The organism is Pseudomonas sp. GW823-FHT06B06 (genome assembly GCF_058795195.1).
In genome coordinates this window covers 76,718-94,338 of the sequence record NZ_JBXAHO010000018.1, presented here as the reverse complement: position 1 = coordinate 94,338, position 17,621 = coordinate 76,718, and the positions used below count along the sequence as shown (strand labels likewise).

Annotated in this window: 14 protein-coding genes; 11 read left to right on the top strand and 3 right to left on the bottom strand. The window is 61.2% G+C overall.

Annotated features, from left to right (window positions below; translation table 11 throughout):
• Positions 1-2: 2 nt before the first annotated feature.
• Positions 3-1,391 carry an amidohydrolase family protein gene (locus AC1Q8Q_RS18095; protein WP_492615316.1) on the top strand — a complete coding sequence of 463 codons (1,389 nt, stop codon included), beginning with the start codon at positions 3-5 and terminating at the stop codon, positions 1,389-1,391.
• Between the two features lie 131 nt (positions 1,392-1,522).
• Entirely contained in the window at positions 1,523-2,668 is a 1,146-nt protein-coding gene (locus tag AC1Q8Q_RS18090) for an XdhC family protein (protein WP_492615315.1), read from the top strand.
• A gap of 54 nt (positions 2,669-2,722) precedes the next feature.
• Here AC1Q8Q_RS18090 and AC1Q8Q_RS18085 read toward each other — a convergent pair whose 3' ends face one another.
• Positions 2,723-4,006 carry a Zn-dependent hydrolase gene (locus AC1Q8Q_RS18085; protein WP_489325298.1) on the bottom strand — a complete coding sequence of 428 codons (1,284 nt, stop codon included), beginning with the start codon at positions 4,004-4,006 and terminating at the stop codon, positions 2,723-2,725.
• A gap of 135 nt (positions 4,007-4,141) precedes the next feature.
• Positions 4,142-5,626: an NCS1 family nucleobase:cation symporter-1 gene (locus AC1Q8Q_RS18080; protein ID WP_020799413.1), complete on the bottom strand. Its 1,485-nt coding sequence runs from the start codon at positions 5,624-5,626 to the stop codon at positions 4,142-4,144.
• A gap of 549 nt (positions 5,627-6,175) precedes the next feature.
• Here AC1Q8Q_RS18080 and hydA point away from each other — a divergent pair.
• The 3 genes from hydA (at position 6,176) to preA (ending at position 10,451) form a co-directional block, all read left to right on the top strand.
• The gene (gene hydA / locus AC1Q8Q_RS18075) at positions 6,176-7,615 is read left to right on the top strand and encodes a dihydropyrimidinase (protein ID WP_020799412.1); all 1,440 of its coding nucleotides are present in this window, start codon (positions 6,176-6,178) and stop codon (positions 7,613-7,615) included.
• A 193-nt stretch (positions 7,616-7,808) separates the two neighbouring features.
• Entirely contained in the window at positions 7,809-9,176 is a 1,368-nt protein-coding gene (locus AC1Q8Q_RS18070; protein WP_033038447.1) for an NAD(P)-dependent oxidoreductase, read from the top strand.
• Positions 9,177-10,451, top strand: a complete 1,275-nt coding sequence (preA, locus tag AC1Q8Q_RS18065) for an NAD-dependent dihydropyrimidine dehydrogenase subunit PreA (protein ID WP_020799410.1) — start codon at positions 9,177-9,179, stop codon at positions 10,449-10,451.
• 18 nt (positions 10,452-10,469) lie between these two features.
• Here the strand turns inward: preA and AC1Q8Q_RS18060 are convergent, their stop codons facing one another.
• A complete protein-coding gene (locus AC1Q8Q_RS18060; RefSeq protein WP_492615314.1) occupies positions 10,470-11,072 on the bottom strand; it encodes a TetR/AcrR family transcriptional regulator in 603 nt (200 codons plus the stop codon).
• 292 nt (positions 11,073-11,364) lie between these two features.
• On the opposite strand from AC1Q8Q_RS18060, the gene AC1Q8Q_RS18055 reads away from it, so the two are divergent.
• The 6 genes from AC1Q8Q_RS18055 (at position 11,365) to AC1Q8Q_RS18030 (ending at position 17,534) form a co-directional block, all read left to right on the top strand.
• The gene (locus tag AC1Q8Q_RS18055; protein ID WP_454865778.1) at positions 11,365-12,663 is read left to right on the top strand and encodes an OprD family porin; all 1,299 of its coding nucleotides are present in this window, start codon (positions 11,365-11,367) and stop codon (positions 12,661-12,663) included.
• Positions 12,664-12,847: 184 nt separating this feature from the next.
• Positions 12,848-13,672: an NAD-dependent epimerase/dehydratase family protein gene (locus tag AC1Q8Q_RS18050; RefSeq protein WP_168757986.1), complete on the top strand. Its 825-nt coding sequence runs from the start codon at positions 12,848-12,850 to the stop codon at positions 13,670-13,672.
• Positions 13,673-13,721: 49 nt separating this feature from the next.
• Positions 13,722-14,609, top strand: a complete 888-nt coding sequence (locus AC1Q8Q_RS18045) for an SMP-30/gluconolactonase/LRE family protein (RefSeq protein WP_492615313.1) — start codon at positions 13,722-13,724, stop codon at positions 14,607-14,609.
• 67 nt (positions 14,610-14,676) lie between these two features.
• Entirely contained in the window at positions 14,677-15,648 is a 972-nt protein-coding gene (locus AC1Q8Q_RS18040; protein ID WP_020799405.1) for a TRAP transporter substrate-binding protein, read from the top strand.
• Between the two features lie 77 nt (positions 15,649-15,725).
• Positions 15,726-16,253, top strand: coding sequence for a TRAP transporter small permease (locus AC1Q8Q_RS18035; RefSeq protein ID WP_020799404.1), 528 nt, complete (start codon positions 15,726-15,728; stop codon positions 16,251-16,253).
• Positions 16,254-17,534: a TRAP transporter large permease gene (locus tag AC1Q8Q_RS18030; protein WP_110752004.1), complete on the top strand. Its 1,281-nt coding sequence runs from the start codon at positions 16,254-16,256 to the stop codon at positions 17,532-17,534.
• The last annotated feature ends 87 nt before the right edge of the window (positions 17,535-17,621 follow it).

Genomic DNA, 17,621 nt, shown 5'->3' with positions numbered 1-17,621 from the left:
CCATGACTCAACTGCAAAACATCCTGATCAAGAACCCGCAGGCAGTAATGACCGGCCTGCGTGGCCCGCGCGCCCGGGCCGGCGCCGTGGACATCCGCGTCGTCAACGGGCGCATCGCCGAAATGGCCGCAGGCCTTCAAGTGCAACCCGGCGAACGGCTGATCGATGCGCGCCACGCGGTGGTGTATCCGGGCTGGATCAACACCCACCACCACCTGTTCCAGAACCTGCTCAAGGCCGTGCCCGAAGGATTGAACCAGGACCTGCAAGGCTGGCTGGCCAGTGTGCCTTACCCGCGTCTGAACCGCTTCACGCCGCAACTGGCGCGGATCGCCGCACAACTGGGCATGGCCGAACTGCTGCTGTCGGGCGTGACGACCTGCGCCGATCACCATTACCTCTACCATGCCAACGGCACCACCGAGACCGGTGACCTGCTGTTCGATATGGCCGATCAGTTCGGCCTGCGTTTCGTTTTGTGCCGGGGCGGCGCGCTGGAGTCGGCCAGCGCCCACCCGGGGTTCTCGAAAACCGCGCTGCAACCGGAAACCCTCGACCAGATGGTCGGTGACATCGAACGACTGAAATCCCGCTATCACCAGGACACCCCGGACGCCATGCGCCGTGTAGTGGTCGCGCCGACCACCCCGACTTTTTCGTTGCCGCCGACACTGCTGCGTGAACTGGCCCATACCGCGCGCGGCCTCGGTTTGCGAATGCACACGCACTTGTCTGAAACGCAGAACTACGTGAATTTCTGCCGTGAAAAATACAACTGCCTGCCGGTGGAGTTCGTCGCCGAACACGAGTGGCTCGGCCCGGACGTGTGGTTCGCCCATGCGGTGCACATGCAGCCCGGTGAAATCCGCATGCTCGCGCAAACCGGCACCGGCATTGCCCATTGCCCGGTGAGCAATGCACGCCTGGGTAGCGGCGTCGCGCCGGTGCCGCAGATGTTCGAGGCCGGGGTGCCGATCTCCCTTGGGGTGGATGGCGTGGCCTCCAACGAATCCGGCAGCATGGTCGGCGAAGCGAACACCGCGTGGCTGATTCACCGGGCGCAGCAAGGCGCCTCGGCCACCACCGTCGAAGATGTCATTCACTGGGGCACGTCCGGGGGCGCGCAGGTGCTGGGGCTGGGGGCGGTCGGCACCCTGGAAATCGGCCAGGCGGCGGACCTGGTGGTCTACGGTCTTGACCATCCGCGGTACTTCGGTTTCCACGACAGCGCCGTCGCGCCGGTGGTGGCGGGTGAGCCGATTGCAGTGAAGTACAGTCTGGTCGGTGGTCGGGTGGTGGTCGATAACGGCGTGATCCCGGGGTTGGATGTGCAGCGGATGCGGGCCGAGGCGTGGGATGGGGTGCGGCAGTTGATGAACATCGACGACTGATCCACCACCCCGCATTCCTGTAGGAGCTGCCGCAGGCTGCGATCTTTTGATCTAGATCTTAAAGCAAAGTCAAAAGATCGCAGCCTGCGGCAGCTCCTACAGGGTCTCCTTCGTATTCAGGAACTGATTCCATGTCCGGCCTCAATGATCTTCTACAAGCCATCGACACCGCCGCCCACCAGGGCGAAGAAACCATCCTCGCCACCGTGGTCAAGGTGGAAGGCTCGGCCTACCGCCGTCCCGGTGCGCGGATGCTCATCCCCATACACGGCCGCACCGTTGGCACCGTCAGCGGCGGCTGCCTGGAGCAGGACCTGGCGAAAAAAGCCTGGTGGCTCACCAATTCCGGTGAACCGGTAGTACGTCGCTACAGCACGGGCGCCACTGAGGACGAGGACGACGAGCAAAGCGCCCTGACCTTTGGCCTGGGTTGCAACGGCACGGTATTCGTCATGCTCGAACGCCTTCCGGCAAAGTCGCCTGCCCCGGCCATCGAATTGCTGCGACGTGTGCGCGACAGTCAACAACCGGCCGCCATGGCCACGGTGATTGCAAGTTCTCGCGATGCATCTGCCCGAGTCGGTGACCGTTTGTTGTCGAATACCGAAGGCAGCCTGCGCAACCTGCAACTGAACAGTGCTATGCGCCGTGGTCTGCACAAGACCCTGATGCAGAAGAAGTCCTCGATACGCCTCTACAGCAACGCCCGTGGTGAAGTCGAAGTATTTTTCGAGTACATCGCCCCGCCGCCTCGCCTGGTGATTATCGGCGCCGGCCACGACGCACAGCCGCTGGTGCGCATGGCCAAGCTACTGGACTGGCACGTCAGCGTCGTAGACAGTCGCAGCCACTTCGCCCGCGCCGAACGCTTCCCGCAAGCCGACGCCGTTATCCTCGCCAGCCTCGACAACCCGTTCGACCTGGCCCCGCTGATCGATGGCGCCGCCGTCGCGGTAATGACCCACAGCTACCGCCAGGACCGCCATTGGCTCGGGCTGGCGCTGCAAGCCGCGCCCGCCTACATCGGCCAACTCGGTCCCAGAGAGCGCACCGAACGCCTGCTGGCGCAAATTGGCACGAGCACGTCTGCACTGCACTACCCGATGGGCCTCGACCTGGGTGGCGATGCGCCGCAGAGCGTGGCGCTGGCAATACTCGCCGAAATGACGGCGGTGATGAACCAGCGCCAGGGCGGGATGCTCAGGAATCGCGGGAAACCGATTCATCGGGTGGATCTTGTGGTCAGTGAAAAGCTTGAAAATACGGCAACCGTTTGAAGATCAAACAATCGCAGCCTGCAGGGACTGCCGCAGGCTGCGATCTATTGCATTTCAGGCAGCCGGAGCTGCCTTTGCCACCGCCGCCGAAGCCGCCAGCATCGCCCGCAACAGCACCGCACACCCGGCCGCCAGGTCATCCGGGGCGGCATTTTCGATTTCGTTGTGGCTGATGCCGCCTTCGCACGGCACGAAGATCATCCCGGCCGGACCCAGCTCGGCAAGGAAGATCGCGTCGTGTCCGGCGCCGCTGACGATGTCCATGTGCGACAGGCCCAGCCCTTGCGCCGCGTAACGTACCGCTTCGACGCAGCCCTTGTCGAAGTACAGCGGCGGGAAGTCGGCGGTGGGTGTCAGTTCATAGGTCAGGCCATGTTCTTCGCAGGTGGTCTCGATGACTTCGCGCACTTCAGCGATCATCGAGTCCAGTCGCGACGGCTCCAGGTGACGGAAGTCCAGGGTCATGCGCACCTCGCCCGGAATGACGTTGCGCGAGCCGGGGTAGGCTTGCAGGCAACCGACAGTGCCACAGGCATGGGGCTGATGACCGAGGGCCGCGCGGTTGACCGCACCGACGATCACTGCCGCGCCGACCAGGGCGTCCTTGCGCAGGTGCATCGGCGTTGGGCCGGCGTGGGCCTCGACGCCACGCAGTTTCAGGTCGAACCATTTCTGTCCGAGGGCGCCCATGACCACGCCGATGGTTTTGCGTTCGTCTTCGAGAATCGGACCTTGTTCGATGTGCGCCTCGAAATAGGCGCCCACCGCGTGGCCGCTAACCGCGCGTGACCCGGCATAGCCGATAGCGTTGAGCGCTTCGTCCACCGTCACGCCCTCGGCGTCAACCTTGGCCAGGGTCTCTTCCAGGGTGAATTTCTCGGCGAATACGCCGGAACCCATCATGCATGGGGCGAAACGCGAGCCTTCTTCGTTGGTCCACACCACCACTTCGAGCGGCGCTTCGGTCTCGATGCCCAGGTCATTGAGGGTACGCAGCACTTCCACGCCGGCGAGCACGCCGAAACAGCCATCGAACTTGCCCCCCGTGGGCTGGGTGTCGATGTGACTACCGGTCATCACCGGTGGCAGGTCCGGGTTGCGCCCCGGGCGACGGGCGAAAATATTGCCGACGGCGTCGATACTGACGGTGCAACCGGCTTCCTCACACCACCTCACGAACGTATCGCGGGCCTGGCGGTCGAGATCGGTCAGGGCCAGGCGACAGACACCGCCCTTGACCGTGGCGCCGAGCTTGGCCAGTTCCATGAGCGACTGCCACAGACGGTCGCGGTTGATGTGCTGATGGGTCGATTGCAGAACGTCTACGGCTGCGTTCATGGGGATCTCCTGAGGCTGTTTGGATCTGATAGTTCCCACGCTCCGCGTGGGAATTCATCCATGGACGCTCTGCGTCCAGGCTTGGGACGCAGAGCGTCCCGGGCTGCATTCCCACGCAGAGCGCGGGAACGATCATTACAGGGTTGACTTGGCAACCACGGGGCTCGGGCGCATCGCGCATAGCCCGTAATAAATCAACCCCCCCAGGGCCGAGCCGGTAAACCAGCCATAGCTGTAGAACCAGCTGAAGGCATCACTGCCGAGCGACAGCAGCGTCAACACCACCGGCACCCCGAAGGCGATGAAACCGTTCCAGTTCCACGCCGGATACACGTCGTCGCGGTACAGCCCGGCCAAATCCAGTTGCTGTTTCTTGATCAGGAAATAGTCCACCACCATGATCCCGGCAATCGGCCCCAGCAAGCTGGAGTAGCCGAGCAGCCAGTTGGAATAGACCGTTTCCAGGCTCAGGTCGGAAACGATCAGGCCGAGCTTTTTCAGCAGTTCATGGGCCATCAGCGCCAGCCCGACCAGCCCGGTGAGCATCACCGCCTTGGTCCGGTTGATCGCCTTGGGGGCGATGTTCTGGAAATCGTTGGTGGGCGACACGATGTTGGCTGCGGTGTTGGTCGACAGCGTCGCGATGATGATCAGCGCCATGGCCAGCGCCACCCACACCGGGCTCTGGATATGGCCGATCAGGGTCACCGGGTCGGACACCGTCACACCCACCAGCTTCACCGAGGCGGCGGTCATCACCACGCCCAGGGAGGCAAACAGGAACATGGTCAGTGGCAGGCCAATGATCTGCCCGACAATCTGGTCTTTCTGGCTTTTCGCGTAGCGGCTGAAGTCAGGTATGTTCAGCGACAACGTGGCCCAGAACCCGACCATCGCGGTCAACCCCGCCGCAAAGTAACTGGCCACCCCCGCGCCTTCGGGACGCTTGGCCGGGATCGCCAGCAGCTCGGACATCGATACATTGGGCATGGCCCACACCAACAACCCCACCCCCACCAGTACCAGCAGTGGTGCCGAGAGGGTTTCCAGCCATTTGATCGACTCGGCGCCGCGAATCACCACCCACAGGTTCAGCGCCCAGAACACCATGAAGCCGATGACCTCGCCGGTGCCGCCCAGGGATTTCCAGCCCTCGAACACCGAGCCCAGGAACAGATGGATTGCCAGGCCACCGAACATCGTCTGGATGCCGAACCAGCCACACGCCACCAGGGCGCGGATCAGACACGGGATGTTGGAGCCGAAGATGCCGAAGGACGAACGCAGCAACACCGGAAACGGGATGCCGTATTTGGTGCCGGGAAACGCGTTGAGCGTCAGCGGGATCAATACGATGATGTTGGCGAACAGAATCGCCAGCAGCGCTTCACCGACGCTCAGGCCGAAGTACGCCGTTAGCACTCCGCCCAGGGTATAGGTGGGCACGCATATCGCCATGCCCACCCACAATGCCGTGATGTGCCATTTGTTCCAGGTTCGTTCGTGCACCTTGGTCGGTGCTATGTCGTGGTTGTAACGGGGACTGTCGAGGACATCGCTACCGGCTTCCAGCTCGAACAAGCCGTCGCGCTCGTTCACTTGCGATCTGATCTGTTGCATGGCCGCTCCACTGATCTTTGAATTATTTTTGCTCATCAGGGGCTGGCGGCTTCAATAAACGTGCCGGTTGCCCCGCTTGCGCATCGGGCAGTTCCATAAACACTCTGTAAACAACTGATGTTTATCAATTTTACTGGATCAACCAGGTAACCCTCGGTGACTTGTCACGCCACTGGAAACGATCTGCGCCAAGTTGTCCGAACAGTCAGGACTCAATCTGGTGCATCGATATTTTTCTCACGGTCGCGCATCAACCATAGACCATCCTCAAACGGCTGATTTCACATAAGAAATCTTGACCATATTTAGATCCTGTCAAGTGCGTCAAAATGGTGAGCGACCTCACCATTTTGGTGAAAACAGTGTTTTATCGTTATTTATCAGTTGGTTAAAACAGTAATAAGCTTATAAAAAATATTCTTGCTCATTCCCATAACTCAGACTAGCTTTTAATCCTGACAGCGCTGACAGGAATAGTCCGGTTAACGCTGGCGTCATACAAAACATCTAGAACCGGCATCAGTCGGTCATGCCTGCGAGGAACCCGGAATGTCTCTGTTGATCCGTGGCGCTACCGTTATTACCCATGATGAAAGTTATCGCGCCGATGTGTATTGCGCAGACGGCGTAATCAAGGCCATCGGCGAAGACCTCGACGTTCCAGCAGGTGCCGAGATACTCGACGGCAGTGGTCAGTACCTGATGCCCGGCGGCATCGACCCCCACACCCACATGCAACTGCCCTTCATGGGCACCGTGGCCAGCGAAGACTTTTTCAGTGGCACGGCGGCGGGTCTGGCCGGTGGCACCACGTCGATCATCGACTTCGTGATCCCCAATCCGCAGCAGTCATTGATGGAGGCCTTCCACCAGTGGCGTGGCTGGGCCGAGAAGTCGGCGTCCGACTACGGCTTCCACGTCGCCATCACCTGGTGGAGCGAACAGGTCCGCGAAGAAATGGCCGAGCTGGTGATTCATCACGGGATCAACAGTTTCAAGCATTTCATGGCCTATAAGAACGCGATCATGGCGGCAGACGACACCCTGGTAGCGAGTTTTGAGCGCTGCCTGGAACTGGGCGCGGTGCCGACCGTGCATGCGGAAAACGGTGAGCTGGTGTATCACCTGCAACGCAAACTCATGGCCCAGGGCATGACCGGGCCGGAGGCGCATCCACTGTCGCGTCCCTCGCAGGTGGAAGGCGAAGCCGCGAGCCGTGCCATCCGTATTGCCGAAACCCTCGGCACGCCGTTGTACCTGGTGCATGTATCGACCAAAGAGGCGCTGGACGAAATCACCTACGCCCGCGCCAAGGGCCAACCGGTCTACGGCGAAGTGCTGGCCGGGCATCTGCTGCTGGACGACAGCGTCTACCGGCACCCGGACTGGCAAACCGCCGCCGGCTACGTGATGAGCCCGCCGTTCCGCCCGCGGGGTCATCAAGAAGCCCTTTGGCACGGTTTGCAGGCAGGTAACCTGCACACCACCGCCACCGATCACTGCTGTTTCTGCGCGGAGCAAAAAGCCGCCGGCAAGGACGACTTCAGCAAGATCCCCAACGGCACCGCCGGCATCGAAGACCGCATGGCGGTGTTGTGGGATGAAGGCGTGAACACCGGGCGTTTTTCGATGCAGCAATTTGTGGCGCTGACCTCCACCAACACCGCGAAAATCTTCAACCTCTACCCACGCAAAGGCGCGATCCGCGTCGGTGCCGATGCCGACCTGGTGCTGTGGGATCCGCAAGGTACGCGGACAATTTCCGCCAAGACCCATCACCAGCAGGTCGACTTCAATATTTTCGAAGGCAAGACCGTGCGCGGTGTACCGAGCCACACCATCAGCCAGGGGCGCGTGGTCTGGGCCGATGGCGATCTACGGGCTGAGCGCGGTGCCGGGCGCTACATCGAGCGGCCGGCTTATCCGGCGGTGTTCGATTTGCTGAGCAAGCGGGCTGAGTTGAACCAGCCGGTGGCGGTCAAACGCTGAAATCAAGGCCTTCAATCGCTCCCACATCTGGAATGCGAACCCTGTAGGAGCTGCCGCAGGCTGCGATCTTTTGATTTTGCTTCCAAGATCAAGATCAAAAGATCGCAGCCTGCGGCAGCTCCTACAGGGGATGGCGTAGCACTGAGTAATGCCCAACAGAGGCAGCACCTCAATTACCGTGAGGCCAAATACCGTGATCAAGACCCTGACCCACCTCCCGCATCCCGTTGAGAATGCGGCCGCCCTCGCCGGCCATTTCACCGATCTGGCGCCGCCACTCAATGATCGCCAGGCCCATCTGGAGGCCTCGCGCTGCCTGTATTGCTACGACGCACCCTGCGTGAATGCCTGCCCGAGTGAAATCGATATTCCCTCGTTCATCCGTAACATCCACCAGGACAACGTGCAGGGCGCGGCGCAGAAAATCCTCTCCGCCAACATCCTCGGTGGCAGTTGCGCCCGGGTCTGTCCGACAGAAATTCTTTGTCAGCAAGCCTGCGTGCGCAACAACGCCCATGAGTGCGCGCCGGTCTTGATCGGCCTGTTGCAACGTTATGCCGTGGACAACGCGCATTTCAGCCAGCATCCATTCTCCCGCGCGGCCGCCACCGGCAAGCGCATCGCCGTGGTCGGGGCCGGCCCCGCCGGGTTGTCCTGCGCCCACCGCAGTGCGATGCACGGCCATGACGTGGTGATTTTCGAGGCCAGGGAAAAGGCCGGTGGCCTGAACGAATACGGGATCGCGAAATACAAACTGGTGGACGATTACGCACAAAAGGAGCTGGACTTCCTGTTGGAAATCGGTGGCATCGAAATCCGCCATGGGCACAGGCTCGGGGAAAACCTCAGCCTCAGCGACCTGCATCAACAATTCGACGCGGTGTTCCTCGGCCTCGGCCTGGCGGCCAGCAAACAGCTTGGCCTACAGCATGAAGACGCGCCCGGCCTGGTAGCCGCCACCGACTATATCCGCGAGCTGCGCCAGGCCGACGACTTGACCCAGCTGCCGCTGGCTGACCACTGCATCGTGCTCGGCGCCGGCAACACCGCCATCGACATGGCGGTGCAGATGGCCCGGCTCGGCGCCCACGACGTCAACCTGGTGTATCGCCGTGGTGTCGAGGACATGGGGGCCACCCACCATGAACAGGAGATTGCCAAGGCCAATCAGGTACGCCTGTTGACCTGGGCCCAACCGGAGGAAGTCTTGCTCAATGACCAGGGCCAGGTGCGCGGCATGCGATTCGCTCGCACCCACTTGGTTGAAGGCCGCCTGCAAACCACTGGCGAAACTTTTGAGCTGGCTGCCGACGCGATATTCAAGGCCATCGGCCAGGCCTTCGACAGCAGCGCACTCAGCGATCCGCTGGCCCGGGAACTCAAGCGCGAGGGTGATCGCATCCAGGTGGACGAGCATCTGCGCACCAGCATTCCTGGCGTGTATGCCGGCGGCGACTGCACCAGCCTCGACCAGGATCTCACCGTTCAGGCAGTACAGCACGGCAAGCGCGCCGCCGAGGCGATCAACGCTCAACTGATGCTCAATGTGGAGGCTGCATAAATGGCCGATCTGTCGATTGTCTTCGCTGGCATCAAGTCCCCCAACCCGTTCTGGCTGGCCTCTGCACCGCCGACCGACAAGGCCTACAACGTGGTCCGCGCCTTCGAGGCTGGCTGGGGTGGCGTGGTCTGGAAAACCCTGGGGGAAGACCCGGCGGCGGTCAACGTTTCTTCGCGCTATTCGGCGCACTTCGGGGCTAATCGGGAGGTACTGGGTTTTAACAATATCGAACTGATCACCGATCGCTCGCTGGAGATCAACCTGCGGGAAATCACCCAGGTCAAGAAGGACTGGCCGGACCGCGCGCTTATCGTGTCGCTGATGGTGCCTTGCGTCGAAGAATCGTGGAAACACATCCTGCCGCTGGTGGAAGCCACGGGTGCCGACGGCATCGAGCTGAACTTCGGTTGCCCTCACGGTATGCCTGAGCGCGGCATGGGCGCAGCGGTTGGCCAAGTCCCGGAATACGTCGAGCAGGTCACCCGCTGGTGCAAGACCTATTGCTCATTGCCGGTGATCGTCAAGCTCACGCCGAACATCACCGACATCCGTGTCGCTGCCCGCGCGGCGCATCGTGGCGGTGCGGATGCGGTGTCGTTGATCAATACGATCAACTCGATCACCAGCGTCAACCTGGAGCGCATGGTCGCCAATCCCATTGTCGGCAGCCAAAGTACCCATGGCGGCTATTGTGGCTCGGCAGTCAAGCCGATCGCCTTGAACATGGTCGCCGAAATCGCCCGCGACCCGCAGACCCAGGGCCTGCCGATCAGCGGCATTGGCGGCATTGGCAACTGGCGCGATGCCGCCGAATTCATTGCGCTGGGCAGCGGCTCGGTGCAAGTGTGCACGGCGGCAATGCTGCATGGCTTCCGGATTGTCGAGGAGATGAAGGACGGCCTGTCCCGCTGGATGGACAGTCAAGGTTACGCCAACATCGCCGAGTTTTCCGGGCGTGCGGTGGGCAATACCACCGACTGGAAGTACCTGGATATCAACTATCAGGTGATCGCGAAGATCGATCAGGAGGCGTGTATTGGGTGTGGGCGCTGCCATATTGCCTGCGAAGACACCTCGCACCAGGCGGTCGCCAGCGTCAAGCAGGCGGACGGTACCCACAAGTATGAAGTGATCGATGATGAGTGCGTGGGCTGCAACCTGTGCCAGATCACCTGCCCGGTGCAGGACTGTATCGAGATGGTGCCGATGGAGAACGGCAAGCCATTTCTGGACTGGAATCATGATCCGAGGAATCCGTATCACGTCGCGGTTTGAGTTCAGCGGCGTCTGAACTCACTCCTTCGCGGGCAAGTCGGATCGCCGCACCGCCCGCTCGAACTGCATATCGGACAACGGTTGATGATCATTCAAAATATTCACCTGATGATCAAAGTCGGCATAGTGCTGTGTCGAAGCCCAGATCATGTACAACAGGCTTGAAGGCTCCACCGGCAGGATGCGCCCGTCGTCCACCCACTGGCGGATCTTCGCTTCTTTCATCTTGGCCCAGTCATACAGGCTCGCGTCCAGCTTCGCGCCCAGGGTCGGCGCGCCGTGGATGATTTCGTTGGCCCAGACCTTTGAACCGTAGGGCCGGCTGCGCGAGTGGTTCATCTTGGCGCGGATGTAGCTGCTGAGCACCACGCGGGGGTCGTCGAACATCTCGAAGCACAGCGCGTCCTGCTTCCACACTTCCAGCAGGTCCAACAGCACGGCGCTGTACAGTTCGGTCTTGGTGCTGAAGTAGTAATGCAGGTTGGAGCGCGGCAGTTGCACCTCGGCGGCGATGTCGGCCATGGCGGTGCTACCAAAGCCTTTTTCGGCGAAGACCTTCTCGGCCCCCAGCAGAATTTTCTCGACGTTACTGCGACGAATCTCGATCTTGTGATTGCCCATGAGGGCTCCCTGACAACAACATTAAACAAGACTAGCACCGCTCTACGGCGCGGCGACAGGGGACCGTCGATTCCGGCGCATGGTCAGGGCACCTCTTGACCGCATTTCATACCTTCAAACCATGCCTGCGGTCTCTACCCATATAACCCCTTAACCCCGGGGGAACGAATTACCTCAAGTCATCGTATAACTTCCGATTGACAACCCCCAAAAATCCCGCAAATATCTGCGCCAATGTTGTACGACGACGTATGACAAATAAAAACAAAAAAAGCAGCAAGGGAGCGTCAAAGTGAGCAAGCTCGTCCTCGATTCGTCCGTCCGTACTCCACGCCCAACCATCACCCGCTTGCAGACACTGAGCCTGTACGGTTGCGCCAGCCTGGCCCTGAGCCTGCCCCTCACCTGCCAGGCCGAAGGCTTCACCGATGACGCCAAAGCCACGCTGAACCTGCGCAACGCCTACTTCAATCGCAACTACACCAACCCGGCCTACCCTCAGGGCAAGGCTGAGGAGTGGACACAGAACTTCATCCTCGACGCCAAATCCGGCTATACCCAGGGCCCGGTGGGCTTCGGTGTGGATGTGCTGGGGCTGTACTCGCAAAAGCTCGACGGCGGCAAGGGCACCACGGGAACGCAGTTGCTGCCGGTCCATGGTGACGGCCGCCCGGCCGACAACTTCGGGCGCCTGGGCGTGGCACTCAAAGGCAAGATCTCGAAAACCGAACTGAAGGTCGGCGAATGGATGCCGGTATTGCCGATCCTGCGTTCCGACGACGGCCGTTCGCTGCCGCAAACCTTCCGCGGTGGCCAGGTGACGTCCACCGAGATCAGCGGCCTGACGCTCTACGGCGGGCAGTTCCGCCAGAACAGCCCGCGCAACGATGCGAGCATGGAAGACATGTTCATGAACGGCAAGTCGGCGGCCTTCAGCTCGGATCGTTTCAACTTCGGCGGCGGTGAATACGCCTTCAACGAAAAACGCACCCAGGTCGGCGTCTGGTACGCCGAACTCAGCGACATCTACCAGCAGCAGTACTTCAACCTCAGTCACAGTCAGCCAATCGGCGACTGGACCCTGGGCGCCAACCTCGGCTACTTCATCGGCAAGGAAGACGGCAGCGCCCTGGCCGGTGACCTCGACAACAAGACCGCCTTCGCCCTGCTCTCGGCCAAATACGGTGGCAACACCTTTTATGTCGGCCTGCAAAAACTCAGCGGCGACGACGTGTGGATGCGGGTCAACGGCACCAGCGGCGGGACCCTGGCCAACGACAGCTACAACTCCAGCTACGACAACGCCAGGGAGAAGTCCTGGCAGGTGCGTCACGATTACAACTTCGTGGCCCTGGGCATTCCCGGCCTGACGCTGATGAACCGCTACATCAGCGGTGACAACGTGCACACCGGCACCATCACCGACGGCAAGGAATGGGGCCGCGAATCGGAACTGGCCTACACGGTGCAGAGCGGCGCATTGAAAAACCTCAACGTCAAATGGCGCAATGCGAGCATCCGCAAGGATTTCAGCACCAACGAGTTCGATGAGAACCGGATTTTCATCAGCTACCCGATTTCGTTGTTGTAAGAGCAAAGGATCAACACATGCCCCTGTGGGATCGAGATTTACGGGAGCATTGATCGGGGTGACCCTCCGTCAATTTCCACCAATGTCGCGTTGACAAAAACCGGAAAGCCTACCGATACTTGAGCATAGTCGTACGACAACCTACAACGACCCAATAACAATAACTGCTTGTCCAGGAATTCCCATGACGACCACTGCAACCGCCCAAACGCCCTTCAATCGCCTGTTGCTGACCGGTGCTGCCGGTGGCCTGGGCAAAGTCCTGCGCGAGAGCCTGCGCCCGTACGCCAACGTCATTCGCCTGTCCGACATCGCCGACATCGCCCCCGCCATCGATGATCGCGAAGAAGTCGTGCCGTGCGACCTCGCCGACAAGCACGCGGTGCATCAGTTGGTCGAAGGCGTGGATGCGATCCTGCATTTTGGCGGGGTGTCGGTTGAGCGCTCGTTCGAAGAAATCCTCGGCGCCAACATATGCGGCGTATTCCACATCTATGAAGCGGCACGTCGTCACGGCATCAAGCGCGTGATTTTCGCCAGTTCCAACCACGTCATCGGCTTCTACAAGCAGGATGAAGTCATCGACGCCCACTCCCCTCGCCGCCCGGACAGCTACTACGGCTTGTCCAAGTCCTACGGCGAAGACATGGCTACGTTCTACTTCGATCGCTACGGCATCGAGACCGTCAGCGTGCGCATCGGCTCTTCGTTCCCCGAGCCGCAAAACCGCCGGATGATGAGCACCTGGCTTAGCTTCGGTGACCTCACCCAATTGCTCGAACGCGCGCTCTACACCCCCAACGTTGGACACACCGTGGTCTACGGCGCCTCCGACAACAAGGACGTCTGGTGGGACAACCGTTATGCCACGGCCTTGGGGTATGCCCCGCAGGACAGCTCCGAAGTGTTCCGTGAAAAAGTCGAAGCCCAGCCGCTGCCGGCCGCCGATGACCCGGCGCGGATCTACCAGGGCGGTGCCTTTTGCGTGGCCGGCCCGTTCGGCGACTGATCGCCCCGGCCACGAGCCCAACCACCAACAGCCAAGGGAATGAGTTGCCATGCAAGCCGAACTGATTGTCGATGCGCGCAATACGGTGGGTGAAAGCCCGGTCTGGGTCCCCGAGGAAAACGCCCTGTACTGGGTCGATATTCCCGCCGGGGGCCTGCAATGCTGGAGCGCGAAAACCGGTCATGTGCACGCCTGGAAAGCCCCGCAAATGCTCGCCTGCATCGCCCGTCACCCCGATGGTGGCTGGGTCGCCGGCATGGAGACCGGGTTCTTCCATCTGCATGCACATGCCGACGGCAGCCTCGACAGCACCCCCCAGGCCCACGTCGCTCACCCCCGCCCGGACATGCGCCTCAACGATGGTCGCTGCGACCGCCAGGGCCGCTTCTGGGCCGGGAGCATGGTGCTGGACATGGGCGCCAATGCCGCCGTGGGCACGCTCTATCGCTATGGCGCCGGGCAACAAGGCCCGCTCCAGGCACAACTGAACGGCCTGATCGTGCCCAACGGCCTGGCCTTCAGCCCGGACGGCCGGACGATGTACCTGTCCGACTCCCATCCGCTGGTGCAGCAGGTCTGGGCATTCGATTACGACATCGACAGCGGCACCCCTTCCAACCGCCGCGTGTTCATCGACATGAATCAATATGCCGGCCGCCCTGATGGCGCGGCGGTCGATGCCGAGGGTTGTTACTGGATCTGCGGTAACGATGCCGGGTTGGTCCACCGCTTCACCCCCGACGGTCGACTGGACCGCTCCCTTGCCGTACCGGTGAAAAAACCGAGCATGTGCGCCTTCGGTGGCAGTCGCCTGGACACCTTGTTCGTGACCTCGATTCGCCCGGGAGACGACCACGACGAGCATTCGCTGGCCGGTGGCGTGTTCGCCCTGGATCCCAGCGTCAAGGGATTGCCCGAGCCGCACTTCAAGCAATGAATGCAATTGTTGGCGCTACACCGCTGTGCCCTGAATAACAAAAACAACAAGACTGGAGACACCCCCGATGGACTTCAAACGCACCTTGCTCGCCGCAGCACTCCCTCTGGCCTTCACCCTCAGCAGCGCCGCCCATGCGCTGGAAATCAAGTTTGCCGACATCCACCCCGCGGGCTACCCCACCGTGGTCGCTGAAGAGCAATTGGGCAAGACACTGGTGGCCGACAGCGACGGCAAGCTGACCTTCAAGATGTTCGCAGGCGGTGTGCTCGGCTCGGAAAAAGAAGTGGTCGAGCAGGCCCAGGTTGGCGCGATCCAGATGGCTCGGGTCAGCCTCGGCATCGTCGGCCCGGTGGTGCCGGACGTGAACGTGTTCAACATGCCGTTCGTGTTCCGCGACCAGGCGCACATGCGCAAGGTCATCGATGGTGAAGTCGGCGACGAGATCCTCGACAAGATCACCAACTCCGAATTCAACCTCGTCGCCCTCGCCTGGATGGATGGCGGCACGCGCAACATCTACACCAAAAAACCGGTGCGCAGCCTGGAGGATCTCAAGGGCATGAAGATTCGCGTGCAAGGCAACCCGATGTTCATCGAAACCATCAACGCCATGGGCGGCAACGGCATTGCCATGGACACCGGTGAAATCTTCAGTGCCCTGCAGACCGGTGTGATCGACGGTGCGGAGAACAACCCGCCGACCCTGCTCGAACACAATCACTACCAGAACGCCAAGTTCTACAGCCTGACCGGGCACCTGATCCTGCCCGAGCCGATCGTGATGTCGAAAATCACCTGGAACAAACTCACCCCCGAGCAGCAGGTGCTGGTGAAGAAGACCGCCAAGGCGGCGCAGGCGCAGGAGCGCACCCTGTGGGATGCCAAATCGGCCAGCAGCGAAGAAAAACTCAAGGCTGCCGGCGTCGAGTTCATCACCGTCGACAAGAAACCTTTCTATGAAGCGACTGCCTCGATCCGCGAGAAATACGGCGCACCCTACGCCGACCTGATCAAGCGCATCGAAGCCGTCCAGTAACTCTCCCGCTCTCTTGAAAGGCCCGGCGCGACGTTCGTTGGTAGACGCTCGTGCGCGCCCGGTTACGGTGAAACCCGATGAAGAATCTATTGCTGCGCATCAACGACAGGATCTACATGACCTGCATCTGGGTCGCGGGCCTGTCGGTCCTGGCCATTGCCCTGATCATTCCCTGGGGCGTCTTCGCCCGCTACGTCCTCGGCACTGGCTCAAGCTGGCCTGAGCCCACGGCGATTCTGCTGATGATGGTCTTCACCTTCATCGGCGCCGCCGCCAGCTACCGCGCTGGCGCACACATGGCCGTGGCCATGCTTACCGACCGCATGCCCCCCGAACTGCGCAAGGCTGTAGGCGTGGTCTCGCAACTGTTGATGGCAACCATCGCGTTGTTCATGACCATCTGGGGCAGCAAGCTGTGCCTGTCGACCTGGAACCAGTTCATGAGCGCCCTGCCCACCCTGCGCGTAGGCATTACCTACATGCCGATTCCGATTGGCGGCCTGCTGACGCTGATCTTTGTCCTGGAAAAACTCTTGCTCGGCGACCAGAGCAATCGTCGCGTCGTGCGTTTCGACATCGTTGAAGAAAACGAAGGGGCTGCCTGAATGGACGCTGTGATTCTGTTGGGTAGCTTCATAGCATTGATCCTGATCGGCATGCCGGTCGCCTACGCGCTCGGGCTCTCTGCGCTGATCGGCGCGTTCTGGATCGACATTCCGTTCCAGGCGCTGATGATTCAGGTGGCCGGTGGCGTCAACAAATTTTCCCTGCTGGCGATTCCGTTCTTCGTCCTCGCCGGTGCGATCATGGCCGAGGGCGGCATGTCTCGGCGCCTTGTGGCATTTGCCGGTGTGCTGGTCGGGTTCGTGCGCGGAGGACTGTCACTGGTCAACATCATGGCCTCGACCTTCTTTGGCGCTATTTCCGGTTCGTCGGTGGCGGATACCGCCTCGGTCGGTTCGGTGCTGATCCCGGAAATGGAACGCCGCGGCTATCCCCGTGAGTTCGCCACCGCCGTGACCGTCAGCGGCTCGGTGCAAGCCCTGTTGACGCCGCCAAGCCACAACTCGGTGCTCTACTCGCTGGCGGCAGGTGGAACGGTGTCGATCGCCTCGCTGTTCATGGCCGGCGTGGTGCCGGGCCTGTTGATGAGCGCGTGCCTGATGGTGCTGTGCCTGATCTTCGCCAAGAAGCGTGACTACCCCAAGGGCGAAGTCATCCCGATGCGCGAAGCCTTGAAAATCTGCGGCGAAGCACTTTGGGGCCTGATGGCCATGGTGATCATCCTCGGTGGCATTCTGTCGGGCATATTCACGGCGACCGAGTCGGCGGCCATCGCGGTACTGTGGTCGTTCTTCGTGACCATGTTCATCTACCGCGACTACAAGTGGAGCGAGCTGCCGAAACTGATGCACCGCACGGTGCGCACGATTTCGATCGTGATGATCCTGATCGGCTTCGCCGCCAGCTTCGGCTACATCATGACGCTGATGCAGATCCCGGCGAAGATCACCACGATGTTCCTGACCCTGTCGGACAACCGTTACGTGATCCTGATGTGCATCAACGTCATGCTGCTGTTGCTTGGTACCGTGATGGACATGGCACCCTTGATCCTGATCCTTACGCCGATCCTGATGCCAGTGATTCTCGGCATTGGCGTGGACCCGGTGCAGTTCGGCATGATCATGCTGGTGAACCTGGGGATCGGCTTGATCACACCGCCGGTAGGCGCGGTACTCTTTGTCGGGTCGGCGGTGGGCAAGGTCAGCATCGAATCAACCGTCAAGGCCCTGCTGCCATTCTACGGCGTGCTGTTCCTGGTGCTGTTGGCCGTGACCTACATTCCTGCGCTGTCGCTGTGGTTGCCGCATCTGGTGTTGTAATCCGGCTGATCCTGCAACCGCTGAACTGTAGGAGCGGGGGGGGGGGGGGGGGGGGGGGGGGGGGGGGGGGGGGGGGGGGGGGGAGGG

Excerpts from the sequence above, each read along its gene's own strand:
- AC1Q8Q_RS18095 (WP_492615316.1), top strand. The coding sequence starts at position 3 with ATGACTCAACTGCAAAACATCCTGATCAAGAACCCGCAGGCAGTAATG.
- AC1Q8Q_RS18090 (WP_492615315.1), top strand. The coding sequence starts at position 1,523 with ATGTCCGGCCTCAATGATCTTCTACAAGCCATCGACACCGCCGCCCAC.
- AC1Q8Q_RS18085 (WP_489325298.1), bottom strand. The coding sequence starts at position 4,006 with ATGAACGCAGCCGTAGACGTTCTGCAATCGACCCATCAGCACATCAAC.
- AC1Q8Q_RS18080 (WP_020799413.1), bottom strand. The coding sequence starts at position 5,626 with ATGCAACAGATCAGATCGCAAGTGAACGAGCGCGACGGCTTGTTCGAG.
- hydA (WP_020799412.1), top strand. The coding sequence starts at position 6,176 with ATGTCTCTGTTGATCCGTGGCGCTACCGTTATTACCCATGATGAAAGT.
- preA (WP_020799410.1), top strand. The coding sequence starts at position 9,177 with ATGGCCGATCTGTCGATTGTCTTCGCTGGCATCAAGTCCCCCAACCCG.
- AC1Q8Q_RS18060 (WP_492615314.1), bottom strand. The coding sequence starts at position 11,072 with ATGGGCAATCACAAGATCGAGATTCGTCGCAGTAACGTCGAGAAAATT.
- AC1Q8Q_RS18050 (WP_168757986.1), top strand. The coding sequence starts at position 12,848 with ATGACGACCACTGCAACCGCCCAAACGCCCTTCAATCGCCTGTTGCTG.
- AC1Q8Q_RS18045 (WP_492615313.1), top strand. The coding sequence starts at position 13,722 with ATGCAAGCCGAACTGATTGTCGATGCGCGCAATACGGTGGGTGAAAGC.
- AC1Q8Q_RS18040 (WP_020799405.1), top strand. The coding sequence starts at position 14,677 with ATGGACTTCAAACGCACCTTGCTCGCCGCAGCACTCCCTCTGGCCTTC.
- AC1Q8Q_RS18035 (WP_020799404.1), top strand. The coding sequence starts at position 15,726 with ATGAAGAATCTATTGCTGCGCATCAACGACAGGATCTACATGACCTGC.
- AC1Q8Q_RS18030 (WP_110752004.1), top strand. The coding sequence starts at position 16,254 with ATGGACGCTGTGATTCTGTTGGGTAGCTTCATAGCATTGATCCTGATC.